The sequence below is a fragment of the Stenotrophomonas rhizophila genome, from assembly GCF_000661955.1.
Lineage (GTDB): Bacteria > Pseudomonadota > Gammaproteobacteria > Xanthomonadales > Xanthomonadaceae > Stenotrophomonas > Stenotrophomonas rhizophila.
This window is the reverse complement of sequence record NZ_CP007597.1, coordinates 3,232,045-3,244,675: the sequence shown is the minus strand read 5'-3', so window position 1 is coordinate 3,244,675 and position 12,631 is coordinate 3,232,045. Positions and strand designations below refer to the sequence as shown.

At 66.5% G+C, this 12,631-nt stretch carries 9 protein-coding genes and 1 tRNA gene; 8 read left to right on the top strand and 2 right to left on the bottom strand.

Annotated elements, in window-relative coordinates; genetic code table 11:
- Positions 1–75: 75 nt before the first annotated feature.
- The 7 genes from murJ to DX03_RS13975 all read left to right on the top strand — a co-directional run bounded on the left by murJ (position 76) and on the right by DX03_RS13975 (position 9,771).
- Positions 76–1,680, top strand: coding sequence for a murein biosynthesis integral membrane protein MurJ (gene murJ, locus DX03_RS14005; protein WP_038689683.1), 1,605 nt, complete (start codon positions 76–78; stop codon positions 1,678–1,680).
- 75 nt (positions 1,681–1,755) lie between these two features.
- Positions 1,756–2,703, top strand: coding sequence for a bifunctional riboflavin kinase/FAD synthetase (locus tag DX03_RS14000; RefSeq protein ID WP_038689681.1), 948 nt, complete (start codon positions 1,756–1,758; stop codon positions 2,701–2,703).
- Positions 2,700–5,531: an isoleucine--tRNA ligase gene (ileS, locus tag DX03_RS13995; RefSeq protein WP_038689679.1), complete on the top strand. Its 2,832-nt coding sequence runs from the start codon at positions 2,700–2,702 to the stop codon at positions 5,529–5,531. Before DX03_RS14000 ends, ileS begins: the two co-directional genes overlap by 4 nt.
- Positions 5,531–6,037 carry a signal peptidase II gene (gene lspA, locus DX03_RS13990; RefSeq protein ID WP_038689678.1) on the top strand — a complete coding sequence of 169 codons (507 nt, stop codon included), beginning with the start codon at positions 5,531–5,533 and terminating at the stop codon, positions 6,035–6,037. Before ileS ends, lspA begins: the two co-directional genes overlap by 1 nt.
- 55 nt (positions 6,038–6,092) lie before the next feature.
- Positions 6,093–7,043 (top strand): 4-hydroxy-3-methylbut-2-enyl diphosphate reductase, encoded by a 951-nt coding sequence (gene ispH, locus DX03_RS13985; protein ID WP_038689676.1) that lies wholly within the window; start codon positions 6,093–6,095, stop codon positions 7,041–7,043.
- Positions 7,044–7,192: 149 nt separating this feature from the next.
- Positions 7,193–9,076 (top strand): M61 family metallopeptidase, encoded by a 1,884-nt coding sequence (locus DX03_RS13980; protein WP_038689674.1) that lies wholly within the window; start codon positions 7,193–7,195, stop codon positions 9,074–9,076.
- Positions 9,073–9,771, top strand: a complete 699-nt coding sequence (locus DX03_RS13975; protein ID WP_038689671.1) for a lysoplasmalogenase — start codon at positions 9,073–9,075, stop codon at positions 9,769–9,771. Before DX03_RS13980 ends, DX03_RS13975 begins: the two co-directional genes overlap by 4 nt.
- 18 nt (positions 9,772–9,789) lie before the next feature.
- Here the strand turns inward: DX03_RS13975 and treA are convergent, their stop codons facing one another.
- A complete protein-coding gene (treA, locus tag DX03_RS13970; RefSeq protein WP_038689669.1) occupies positions 9,790–11,418 on the bottom strand; it encodes an alpha,alpha-trehalase TreA in 1,629 nt (542 codons plus the stop codon).
- Positions 11,419–11,564: 146 nt separating this feature from the next.
- Between treA and DX03_RS13965 the strand changes: the two genes are divergently transcribed.
- A tRNA-Thr gene (locus DX03_RS13965) sits at positions 11,565–11,640 on the top strand.
- Positions 11,641–11,970: 330 nt separating this feature from the next.
- On the opposite strand, the gene DX03_RS13960 is transcribed toward DX03_RS13965, so the two are convergent.
- Positions 11,971–12,549: a hypothetical protein gene (locus DX03_RS13960; RefSeq protein WP_038689667.1), complete on the bottom strand. Its 579-nt coding sequence runs from the start codon at positions 12,547–12,549 to the stop codon at positions 11,971–11,973.
- Positions 12,550–12,631: the final 82 nt, after the last annotated feature.

Genomic DNA, 12,631 nt, shown 5'->3' with positions numbered 1-12,631 from the left:
GCTGGAAAGTATGATGGCTCGAAAAATGTACGTCAAGTCAATTGTCAAGAGGGAACACGGGTGAGTTCACCAAGGATGTTGCGGGGTCTGCTGTCTTTCAGCAGCATGACCATGATTTCGCGGGTGTTGGGGCTGGTTCGCGACCAGGTCATCACCACCACGTTCGGCACCAATGCGGTGACCGATGCCTTCTGGGTGGCCTTCCGGGTGCCCAACTTCCTGCGCCGGCTGTTCGCGGAGGGCTCCTTCGCCACCGCCTTCGTACCGGTGTTCACGGAAGTGAAGGAAACCCGCCCCCACGCCGAGCTGCGCGAGCTGATGTCGCGGGTGGCCGGCACCCTGGGCGGCGTGTTGATGCTGGTCACCGCGCTGGCGCTGATCTTCGCGCCGCAGCTGGCGACCCTGTTCTCCAGCGGGGTGGACACCGACCCGGCCAAGCACGGCCTGCTGGTCGACCTGTTCCGGCTGACCTTCCCGTTCCTGCTGTTCGTGTCGTTGACCGCGCTGGCGGGCGGCGCCCTGAACAGCTTCCAGCGCTTTGCGATGCCGGCGCTGACCCCGGTCATCCTCAACCTGTGCATGATCGCCGGCGCGGTGTGGCTGGCGCCCCGGCTGGGCGGCACCCCGGAGAAGCAGATCCTGGCCCTGGGCTGGGCGGTGCTGGCGGCGGGCCTGCTGCAGCTGCTGTTCCAGCTGCCCTCGCTGAAGGGCATCAACCTGCTGACCCTGCCGCGCTGGGGCTGGCGGCATCCGGGCGTACGCAAGGTGCTCACCCTGATGGTGCCGACCCTGTTCGGCTCCTCGGTGGCCCAGATCAATCTGCTGCTGGATACGGTGATCGCGGCCAAGCTGACCGACGGCTCGCAGTCCTGGCTGTCGCTGGCCGACCGCTTCCTGGAGCTGCCGCTGGGCGTGTTCGGCGTCGCGCTGGGCACGGTGATCCTGCCGGCGCTGGCCCGCCATCACGTCAGCACCGACAAGGCCGGCTTCTCCAGCGCGCTGGACTGGGGCCTGCGCACGACCCTGCTGATCTCGGTGCCGGCCATGCTTGGCCTGGTGCTGCTGGCCGAGCCGCTGATCGCCACGCTGTTCCAGTACAAGGAATTCACCGCCTTCGACACCCGCATGACCGCGCTGTCGGTGTACGGCCTGAGCTTCGGGCTGCCGGCGTTCGCGCTGCTCAAGGTGGTGCTGCCGGCGTTCTACGCGCGCCAGGACACCCGCACCCCGGTCCGGGCCGGTATCGCCGCGCTGGTGGCCAACATGGTCTTCAACTTCATCCTGCTGGCCGTGCTGTACCAGGTGATGGTGCCGGATGAACTGAAATCGCAGGGCGTGTGGGTCGCGCTGGGCAAGCAGCCGGGCCTGCATCTGGCGCTGGGCATCGCCAGCGCGATGTCCAGTTACCTGAACCTCGGCCTGCTCTGGTACTGGCTGGGCAAGACCGATGTGTACCAGCGCAAGCCCGGCTGGGGCGGCTATGTGACCCGCCTGGGCCTGGCCTGCGCGGCCATGGTGGCGGTGCTGCTGGGCCTGCTGCACGGCATGTCCGGCTTCACCGAGATGGACAAGTGGCACCGGATGGGCAACCTCGCGCTGCTGGTCGGCGGCGGCGGCCTGACCTACCTGGTGGCCCTGGTGGCGATGGGGTTCCGCCCGCGCCACCTGCGCGAGCATTGATCCGTGGACACCCCGGCTATACTTCATGGCTATCCCTTGCACTCTATCGGCCCTGGTGGGCCGGATTCCCAGTTGATGAGCAGGTTGTTCAGAAGCATTGAAGGCGGGCAGCTGTTCCCGCACGGAAGCGTGGTCTGCATCGGCGCATTCGACGGCCTGCACCTCGGCCATCGTGCGTTGGTGCGGCATGCGGTGGCGCGTGCGCGCGCGTTGGGCGTGGCCGCCGTGGCGGTGGCGTTCGAACCGTTGCCGCGCGAGTACTTCGCCCAGGGCGAGCCGCCGCCGCGGCTGACCCTGGCCCGCGACAAAGTGGCCATGCTCAACGAACTGGGTGTGGATGCGGTGGGCCTGCTGCGCTTCGATGCGCGCATGGCCGCCATGCAGCCCGAAGACTTCGTCCAGCAGCTGCTGGTGCAGCGCCTGAGTGCGCGTGAAGTCTGGATCGGCCCGGAGTTCTGCTTCGGCAACCGCCGTCGCGGCGACCTGGCGCTGCTGCAGGCCATGGGCGCGGAGCAGGGCTTTACGGCGGGCGAAATCGACCCGGTGGACCTGCACGGCGAGCGCATTTCCAGCACCCGCATCCGCCAGCTGCTGCGCGAAGGCAACTTCACCCACGCCAACGATCTGCTGGGCCGCCCGTACTCGATCGGCGGCCGGGTGGTGCGTGGGCGCCAGCTGGGCCGTACGCTGGGCTTCCCGACGGCGAACCTGCGCTTCCCCAAGACCCCGGCGTTGTCGGGCATCTACGCTACGTGGGTGCACGGCGTGTTCGACCAGCCGTGGCCGTCGGTGTCCAGCTTCGGCACCCGTCCCACCGTGGACGGCGTGGAGCCGCTGCTGGAAGCCCACCTGTTCGATTTCCAGGGCGACCTGTACGGTCGTCATATTGAAGTGGAATTCGTCGCCAAGCTGCGCGATGAAGAGAAGTTCCAAGATCTGGCTGCGTTGACCGACCAGATGCACCGTGACGCCGAACAGGCGCGTCACATCCTTTCCGAACACAGATTGCGAGCCACTGCGTGAGCCAGGACTACAAAGCCACCCTTCATCTGCCGGCAACCGAATTCCCGATGCGCGGCGACCTGCCCAAGCGCGAGCCGGGCATTCTGTCGCGCTGGGAAGACGAGGGCCTGTACGCCCGCCTGCGCGAGAACGCGCAGGGTCGCCCGCTGTTCGTGCTGCACGACGGCCCGCCCTACGCCAACGGCCAGATCCACCTGGGCCATGCGGTCAACAAGATCCTCAAGGACATCATCGTCAAGTCGCGCTACCTGGCCGGCTTCGATGCGCCCTACGTGCCGGGCTGGGATTGCCATGGCCTGCCGATCGAGATCGCGGTCGAGAAGAAGTGGGGCAAGGTCGGGGTCAAGCTGGATGCCGCGCAGTTCCGCCAGAAGTGCCGCGAGTTCGCCGAAGAGCAGATCGAGCTGCAGCGCCGCGACTTCAAGCGCCTGGGCGTGATCGGCGATTGGGACAACCCGTACAAGACGCTGAGCTTCGATTTCGAGGCCAACGAAATCCGCGCGCTGTCCAAGGTGTTCGCCAACGGCCACATCGTGCGCGGCGCCAAGCCGGTGCATTGGTGCTTCGACTGCGGCTCGGCCCTGGCGGAAGCGGAAATCGAATACCAGGACAAGACCTCGCCGGCGATCGACGTGGCCTACGCCGCGCGTGATGGCGCGCAGCTGGCCGCGCGCTTCGGCGCGACCGTGCCGGCCGATGTCGAGGTGGCCGTGCCGATCTGGACGACCACCCCGTGGACGCTGCCGGCCTCGCTGGCGGTGTCCCTCGGTGCGGAGATCGAGTACGTGCTGGCCGAAGGCCCGGCCCACAACGGCAAGCGCCGTTGGCTGGTGCTGGCGGCCGCGCTGGCCGAGCGTTCGCTGCAGCGCTACGGCGTCGATGGCCTGGTCGTACACGGCCACGCCACCGGTGCGGCGCTGGAAAACCTGCTGCTGGCCCACCCGTTCTATCCCACCCGCGACATCCCGCTGCTCAACGGCGAGCACGTCTCGGCCGAAGACGGTACCGGTGCGGTGCACACCGCCCCGGGCCATGGCCAGGAAGACTTCGTGGTCAGCCAGCAGTACGGGCTGATGGAGCAGTACAACGCAGGCCAGATCAACCCGGTCGACGGCCGTGGCGTGTACCTGCCCTCGACCCCGCCGGCCGGCGATGTCGAGCTGGCCGGTGTGCACCTGTGGAAGGCGCAGCCGCTGATCGTGGACGTGCTGCGCGCCTCCGGTGCGCTGCTGGCCCATGTCGAGATCGTGCACAGCTACCCGCACTGCTGGCGTCACAAGACGCCGGTGGTGTTCCGCGCCACCCCGCAGTGGTTCATCTCGATGGACAAGGCCAACCTGCGCAGCGATGCGATGGCCGCCATCGACAACGTCGGCTGGTTCCCGAGCTGGGGCAAGGCGCGCATCGGCGGCATGGTCGAAGGGCGCCCGGACTGGTGCATCAGCCGCCAGCGCACCTGGGGCGTGCCGATCGCGATGTTCACCCACCGCGAAACCGGCGAGCCGCACCCGCGCACCGTTGAACTGATGCAGCAGGTGGCCGACCGTGTGGAGCAGGGCGGCATCGACGTCTGGTATTCGCTGGACAGCGCCGAGCTGCTCGGTGACGACGCCGCGCAGTACGAGAAGGTCACCGACATCCTGGATGTGTGGTTCGATTCCGGCGTCACCCACGAAGGCGTGCTGCTGGCACGTGGCTTCGGCAAGCCGGCCGACCTGTACCTGGAAGGGTCGGACCAGCACCGCGGCTGGTTCCAGTCTTCGCTGCTGACCGGCGTGGCCATCGACAAGCATGCCCCGTACAAGCAGTGCCTCACCCATGGCTTCACCGTGGATGAGAAGGGCCGCAAGATGTCCAAGTCGCTGGGCAACGGCATCGAGCCGCAGGACATCATGAAAACGCTGGGTGCGGACATCCTGCGCCTGTGGATCGCCTCGGCCGACTACAGCAATGAAATGTCGCTGTCGCAGGAGATCCTCAAGCGCAATGCCGACGCCTACCGGCGCCTGCGCAACACCGCGCGCTTCCTGCTGGGCAACCTGGACGGCTTCGATCCGGCCCAGCACCTGGTGGCGCCGGCCGACATGGTCGCGCTGGACCGCTGGATCGTGCATCGCGCCTTCGAGGTGCAGGAGAAGATCAAGGCCGCCTACACCAGCTACACCATGGCCGAGATCGTGCAGCTGCTGCTGAACTTCTGCAGCGTCGACCTGGGGTCGCTGTACCTGGACGTCACCAAGGACCGGCTGTACACCATGCCGGTGGACTCGCGTGGCCGCCGCTCGGCGCAGAGCGCGATGTACCACATCGCCGAAGCGTTCACCCGCTGGATCGCCCCGATCCTGAGCTTCACCGCCGACGAGCTGTGGGGCTACCTGCCGGGCGAACGCAAGGACAACGTGCTGTTTGCCACCTGGTACGACGGTCTGGAACCGCTGCCGGCCGACGCGCCGCTCACCGCCGCCGATTTCGACCAGCTGCTGGCCCTGCGCGAGCAGGTGTCCAAGGTGCTCGAGCCGATGCGTGCCAACGGTGCCATCGGTGCGGCGCTGGAAGCGGAGATCACCGTGGCCGCCGATGCGGACACCGCCGCCCGCTGGCAGCCGCTGGCTGACGAACTGCGCTTCCTGCTGATCAGTGGCGATGTGCAGGTGCGCCCGGCGACCACCGATGAGGTGTTTGTCAGTGCGCAGCCGACTGAAAAAACCAAGTGCGTGCGCTGTTGGCATTACCGTGCCGATGTAGGCACGGTGGCGGCCCATCCGGAACTGTGCGGTCGCTGCGTGACCAACATCGACGGTGCCGGCGAAGATCGGCGGTGGTTCTGATGAGCGCCGTCCGTCCGCGTCCCAATGCGTTGGTGTGGTTGCTGCTGTCGGTGGCGATCATCGGCCTGGACCAGTGGAGCAAGGCCTGGGTGCTGTCCAGCCTGCCCGAGTACCAGCCGGTGGTGGTCATCGAGGGCTTCTGGAACTGGTTCCGCACCTATAACACCGGTGCGGCGTTCAGCTTCCTGAGCGATGCCGGTGGCTGGCAGCTGTGGTTCTTCACCGCGCTGGCGGTGGGCATCAGCGGCCTGATGGCGTTCTGGCTGTCGCGCACCGCCCGCGCCCATTGGCGCAGCGCGGTGCCTTACGCGCTGGTCATCGGCGGGGCGGTCGGCAACGTGATCGACCGGCTGATGCACGGCCACGTGGTGGATTTCATCCAGTGGCATATCGGCGACCATTACTGGCCCTCGTTCAACATCGCCGACGCGGCGATCGTGGTCGGGGCGGTCGGGATCGCTGTGTTTGGCCTGTTCGACGGCAAGTCCGAGAAAAAAGCGGGATAATTCCCTCCTGTTTCCTGCAATCAACCGGCCGCGTGCCGGCCGGAGTATCTGACCGATGGACGTGTTGCTCGCCAATCCGCGTGGTTTCTGTGCCGGTGTCGATCGTGCGATCGAGATCGTCAAGCGCGCGATCGAGACCCTTGGGGCGCCGATCTACGTGCGCCACGAGGTCGTGCACAACCGTTTCGTGGTGGATGACCTGAAGGCGCGCGGCGCGATCTTCGTCGAGGAACTCGACGAAGTGCCCGACGACAACACGGTCATCTTCAGCGCCCACGGCGTCTCCCAGGCCGTGCGCCAGGAAGCCGAGCGCCGTGGCCTGAAAGTGTTCGATGCCACCTGCCCGCTGGTCACCAAGGTGCACCTGGAAGTGGCCCGCCACTGCCGCGCCGGCCGCGACGTGGTGCTGATCGGCCACGCCGGCCACCCGGAAGTGGAAGGCACCATGGGCCAGTGGAACCGCGAGCGCGGCACCGGTCGGATCTACCTGGTGGAAGACGTCGAAGACGTGGCCACGCTGGAGATCGAGCAGCCGGAAAACTTCGCCTACACCACCCAGACCACGCTGTCGGTGGACGACACGCGCGGCATCATCGAGGCCATGCGTGCGCGCTTCCCGGCGATGCAGGGGCCGAAGAACGACGACATCTGCTACGCCACCCAGAACCGCCAGGACGCCGTGCGTGACCTGGCCCAGCGCTGCGACCTGGTGCTGGTGGTGGGCTCGCCGAACAGCTCCAACTCCAACCGCCTCAGTGAACTGGCGCGCCGTGAAGGCGTGGAGTCGTACCTGATCGACGGCGCCCACGAGATCGACCCGGCGTGGGTGGTGGGCAAGAAGCACATCGGCCTGACCGCCGGCGCATCGGCACCGCAGGTGCTGGTGGACGGCGTGATCGCGCGCTTGAAGGAGCTGGGTGCCACCGGCATCGGCGAACTCGACGGCGAACCGGAATCGATGGTGTTCGCGCTGCCCAAGGAACTGCGGCTGCGGTTGATCAGCTGACGCGGCGCAGCCACGCATGGCGTGGTTTTACCCACGCGCGACGCCCGTGCTTTGCATAGTCTGGCCGCTGCCCCACGCATGACCTTTGGCCATGGGGCAGGGCAGGGACGAGGGCTAGGATCGGCTCTATCACCGCCGGAGCGTTGCCGATGAACATGCGTACCACCGTCCTGTCCGTGCTGCTGGCACTTACCGCCACCGGCGTACAGGCGCAGACGCCGCCCCCGCAGGATGTTGCCTGGCCGGGTGTGCTGCGCATCGAGGTGGACGCGCGCGACATCGGCCGGCGCATCTTCAAGGTCAAGGCGACCATTCCGGCCAAGCCCGGCCCGCTCACCCTGCTGTATCCGCAGTGGCTGCCCGGTGCGCATTCGCCCAGTGGCCCGATCGACAAGGTGGCCGGGCTGGTGGTCACCGCCAACGGCAAGCCGCTGCAATGGACGCGCGATCAGTACGACGTGTACGCCTTCAAGGTGAATGTGCCCGACGGTGCCAGCGAAGTGGTGGCCGAGTTCAAGTTCCTGTCCTCCCAGGGCGGCAGCCAGGGCCGGGTGGTGATGACCCCGGAAATGCTCAACCTGCAGTGGAACGCCAACTCGCTGTATCCGGCCGGCGTGATCACCCGCAACCTGCAGGCGCAGGCCAGCGTGACCCTGCCCAAGGGCTGGAACTACGCCACCGCGCTGGAAACCGAGCGCCGCGACGGCGACACCGTGGTATTCAAGCCAATCAGCTACGACCACCTGGTCGATTCGCCGCTGTTTGCCGGCCGCTACTACCAGCAGTTCGACCTGGATCCGGGTGCCAAGGTACCGGTGCGCCTGAACGTGTTTGCCGACGATGCCAAATCGCTGGTCGCCAAGCCCGAACAGCTGCAGGCGCACCGCGCGCTGGTGCAGCAGATCTACAAGCTGTACGGCGCACGCCACTTTGATCATTACGACTTCCTGCTGGCGCTGACCAGCAAGCTTGGCGGCATCGGCCTGGAGCACCAGCGCTCCAGCGAGAACAGCGCCGAACCGGGCTATTTCACCGAGTGGGACAAGAACTGGCTGGGCCGCGACCTGCTGCCGCACGAGTTCAACCACTCCTGGAATGGCAAGTTCCGGCGCGGTGCGGATCTGTCCACGCCCAACTTCAACGTGCCGATGGGCGACAGCCTGCTGTGGCTGTATGAAGGCCAGACCCAGTTCTGGGGCCAGGTGCTGGCCGCGCGCTCGGGGTTGTGGAGCGTGCAGCAGACCCGCGAAACCCTGGCCAACGTGGCGGCTACCTACGATCGCGGCCGACCGGGCCTGGCGTGGCGCGCGCTGCAGGACACCACCAACGATCCCACCATCGCCCAGCGTCGCGCGCTGGCGTTCCGCAATTACCAGCTGAGCGAGGACTACTACTCCGGTGGCCAGATGGTGTGGCTGGAAGTGGAAGGCAAGCTGCGCGCGCTGACCGGCAACAAACGCAGCCTCGACGATTTCGCCAAGGCGTTCTTCGGCGTGAACGATGGCGACTGGAACGTCCATCCCTACACCTTCGAGGACGTGGTGCGCACCTTGAACGGGATCGCCCCGTTTGACTGGGCCAGCTTCCTGCGCGAGCGCCTGGACGGGCATGGATCGCTGACCGGCGGGTTGGAAGCGGCCGGCTGGAAACTGGTCTACACCGATACCCCGAGCGATGCGGTCAAGGCCCAGGAAACCCGCGCCGCCGGTATAAACCTGACCTACTCGCTCGGCGTCAGCGTGGCCAACAGCGGCGCGCTGACCGACGTGCTGTGGGACAGCCCGGCGTTCAACGCCGGCCTGGCGCCGGGCATGACGGTGCTGGCCGTCAACGGGCGCGTGTTCAAGGGCGACGTACTGAAAGACGCAGTGACGGCCGCCAAGACCGACAAGGCGCCGATCACCCTGCTGGTGCGCAGTTTCGACCGCATCGACACGGTGAGCCTGGACTACCACGGTGGCCTGCTGTACCCGTCGCTGCAGCGCATCGCCGGCAAGCCTGATCGCCTGGCCGAGCTGTGGAGAGCCCGATGACCTCGCGCGGCCGCGATGTACTCATCGTGGCCGTGGCCATCGCGGCCATCGTCGGCGCGGGCCTGGACGGCGATGGACGTTGGGTGCACTGGCTGGCCAAACCACTGGCGACCTTGTTGATCGCTTCGATCGCATGGCAGGCCGTGGCCTCATCAATGTCACCGGCACCCGGCTACCGCCGTGCGGTGCTGGCCGGTATGGGCCTTTCCTGCCTCGGCGACATCGCGCTGATGCTGCCGATGGACGCCTTCGTGCCGGGCCTGGTGGCGTTCCTGCTGGCGCATGTCTGCTACATCGTCGCGTTCCGCGCCGGCATCCACGCCGGGCGCGGACTGGGCGTGGCGGTCGTGCTGCTTGGCGCGTTCGCTGCGGGCAACCTGATCGCGTTGTGGCCGCACCTGCCGGCCGACATGCGCGTGCCCGTCCTGGCCTACGTGGTGGTGCTGGCGGTCATGGCGATCCTCGCGCTGGCCCGGCATTGGCGCGCGCCGGCACCGCAGGGCATCGACCGGCGCAGCACGGCGTGGGCGGCGGGCGGCGCGGTGTTGTTCGTGGCCAGCGATTGCCTGCTGGCCTGGGACCGTTTCGGCGGTGGGTTGCCGATGGCCAGCCTGCTGGTGTTGAGTACGTATTACGCCGCGCAATACGGCATTGCGCGGTCGGTACCGGGCGCCCACGGCACGCGCGGAAGTTGATTGTCGCTGCGCAGCAGCTCAATCTGCGGCGCCCACATCCTGTGCACTGACGCACGTACGTCGCGGCGGACACAGCCGGTCCAGCAGCGCCAAGGTCACCCCGTTACTCCAGCCGAAGCCATCCTGCAGCGGGTACTCGCCGCCACCGCCGCCGCCGGCCGAGCCGTCCACCACGTACTTCTCCACCAACTTGCCTTCGCTGTCGTACACGGCCTGCACGGTGTGCAGGAAGCGCGTGCCGATGCGATGCGCCAGGGTGTTCTCGCCATAGCGCTGCAGCCCATCCACGGCGATCCACTGCAGCGGTGCCCAGCCGTTGGGCGCGTCCCACTGCTGCCCGGTGCGCTCCGTGGTGGTGAGTAGGCCGCCCTGGCGCAGCAACTGCGCATCCACCGCCGCTGCCGTCTGCCGGGCCTGCGCGCGGGTGGCCACCTGCAGCCACAGCGGAAACAGCGCCGCTGCCGTGAGGGCAGGGCGGGTTTGACCGCGCCCGATATCACGATCCACGTACCAGCCTTGGGCGGCGTCCCAGAGCAGCGTATTGATCGCCTCCTGGCGCGCCTGCGCCAGCTGCTCGTAATCGCGTGCAGCAGCGCGGTCACCGGCCACCTTGCTCGCGCGGGCCACGGTTTTTTCCAGATGGAACAGCAGGCTGTTCAAGTCCACCGGCACGATGGCAGTGGTGTGGATGCTGCCCAGCGCGGCCGGATCGGCCAGCCAGCGGGAGCTGAAATCCCAGCCCGACTCCGCCCCCGCGCGCAGGTCGCGATAGACCTGCGATGGCGCGCGCTGTGGCGCCTGCGCCGCGGTGGCCAGATCGTCGGTCCACGATTCAGTACGCGGTACCGCACGCGCATCCCAGTAGCGGTTGAGCAGTTGGCCGTCGGCCAGACGCACCACGCGCTCGCTGGCCGCGCCCGGTTGAAGGCCGTCGGCGCCGCGCATCCAGAACGCATGCTCGGTGCGCAGTTGGGGCAGGTAGCGGCGGTAGGCGTCATCGCCTTCGTGGGTGGCCAGCAGATCCACCATCACGCTGAAGAACGGCGGCTGCGAGCGGCTCAGGTAGTAGCTGCGGTTGCCGTTGGGGATGTGCCCGTACTGGTCCAGCTGCCAGGCGAAGTTGTCGACCATGTCGCGCACCTGCTGCCAGCGCCCGCTGGACGCCAGCCCCAGCATCGTGAAGTAGCTGTCCCAGTAATAGACCTCGCGAAAACGCCCGCCCGGCACCACGTAGGGCTTGGGCAGCGGCAGCAGTGAGCCGTGCGGGTCGACAGTGCGGGTGGTGCGGGTCAGTACCGGCCACAGGCCGTCGATGTGGGCCCGCAGGCTTTCGCCGGCCGGGGGCACGTAGGCGGCCGTATCGCCGGGTACCGTGAACTGGGCGGCGACGAAGGCGGGCAGGCTGTAGCCCGGCTGCGTCTGGGCCTGCTGCCAGCGATCGAGCAGCGCACGGGCGTCCTGGCGCGGGATGGCGTCGGCGAAGGTCTTCTGGTCCTTGAACAGGTGAGCACCCTGGACCTGCTGGAACAGCGGCTGCCACTGCTGGTCGGGTGGCTGCGGCGTCTGGCGGGCGGGTTCGGCGGCGGCGCTGCCGGTGCAGAGCAGGGCGGCCAGCATGAGGCCGGTCAGTCGGGAACAGGCGGGCATCGGGGGCTTCCAAGCGGGACAGCACTACTGTAGGTGGCCTTGCGTCAACGCCTGGTGGGGTGGGGCGTGTGTGTGTGCCCCTTGGTGGCGGGCCGGGGCGGTGCCAATTGACCGCTTGGGGCCGCCACCGTAGAATTGCGTGCTCAGCCGGAATAGCTCAGTTGGTAGAGCGGCGCATTCGTAATGCGTAGGTCGTAGGTTCGATTCCTATTTCCGGCACCAGTTGTACGAAAAGCCCCGGCCTTGGTCGGGGCTTTTTGTTTGTGGGTGTCGGAACTGATTGACGGGCAAAGGGAGCTTGTTGAGACGCTTGCTGGCAGTGCTTCCTTGCGGTGAGTAGAAGAGAGTTCGTTTCCTTGCGGCAAGTCTGAATCTGTGTGATCGACCGGTCTAAAGGCCACTTACTGCGAAGCCCCTACGAGTCAGCGGACGGCTGTCTTCATGGCGCGGTCGGGCACTAGCTAGGACCGCGCTCACTTGCTGAACTTTGGACCTTTCCGAGAAAAGACTTGGCCACTCAACGCTTCAATGACTTGCAGGACGGCTCAGGTTCTACGCGCTGAGCACTAGCCAGATAGCTATCCGAAAGAGCCAATAGACGATGACGGACCCGCCGATGGTTGCCAAAATCCATGTACCCCACGACACAAATCGGCTCGGTCTAGGGGTAGGGACAATATCCAAAATCCTTGCCATTCCCTCATTGCTTAAGACGTTGCCAAGGATCTGGCTGTAAAGCAGGGGAGGGAAGTACAGATAGGAGATGGTGATTTGCTGCTTAGGGACCAACACCGGGAACACGATCTGCGGATACCCCTCGGGGTTGGTCTCGATGGAGTACTGAATTGGAGGGTGGATGGCATGGGCAGGCAAGGTCTGCTTGATGCCATGGGTGACGCGGACGCCGGTTGCTGGCTTGCGGCCAGTGTTAGCAACTACGATTGAATGAGAGTGCACAACTGCGCCTGGCGTACCGTCCGAGCCAGCTTCGATCCGCACTCCCCATGACTGGACAAGGTAGGAGATAACACGGGGTCTGCCTTCCGTGTACCACTTGAATCCAGCAATCAGCAGCGCCGAGACGATGGGCGCTAGCAGCTTGGCCCATGTCTCGATGGTATCCATACTCATTACGATCCCCTTCCGACGGCCCCCGTCGCCTTCGGCGAACAGTAGCAGCAGCTTTATGTCTGTACTAGCGGCCCTTGCGATG

Excerpts from the sequence above, each read along its gene's own strand:
- murJ (WP_038689683.1), top strand. The coding sequence starts at position 76 with ATGTTGCGGGGTCTGCTGTCTTTCAGCAGCATGACCATGATTTCGCGG.
- DX03_RS14000 (WP_038689681.1), top strand. The coding sequence starts at position 1,756 with ATGAGCAGGTTGTTCAGAAGCATTGAAGGCGGGCAGCTGTTCCCGCAC.
- lspA (WP_038689678.1), top strand. The coding sequence starts at position 5,531 with ATGAGCGCCGTCCGTCCGCGTCCCAATGCGTTGGTGTGGTTGCTGCTG.
- ispH (WP_038689676.1), top strand. The coding sequence starts at position 6,093 with ATGGACGTGTTGCTCGCCAATCCGCGTGGTTTCTGTGCCGGTGTCGAT.
- DX03_RS13980 (WP_038689674.1), top strand. The coding sequence starts at position 7,193 with ATGAACATGCGTACCACCGTCCTGTCCGTGCTGCTGGCACTTACCGCC.
- DX03_RS13975 (WP_038689671.1), top strand. The coding sequence starts at position 9,073 with ATGACCTCGCGCGGCCGCGATGTACTCATCGTGGCCGTGGCCATCGCG.
- treA (WP_038689669.1), bottom strand. The coding sequence starts at position 11,418 with ATGCCCGCCTGTTCCCGACTGACCGGCCTCATGCTGGCCGCCCTGCTC.
- DX03_RS13960 (WP_038689667.1), bottom strand. The coding sequence starts at position 12,549 with ATGAGTATGGATACCATCGAGACATGGGCCAAGCTGCTAGCGCCCATC.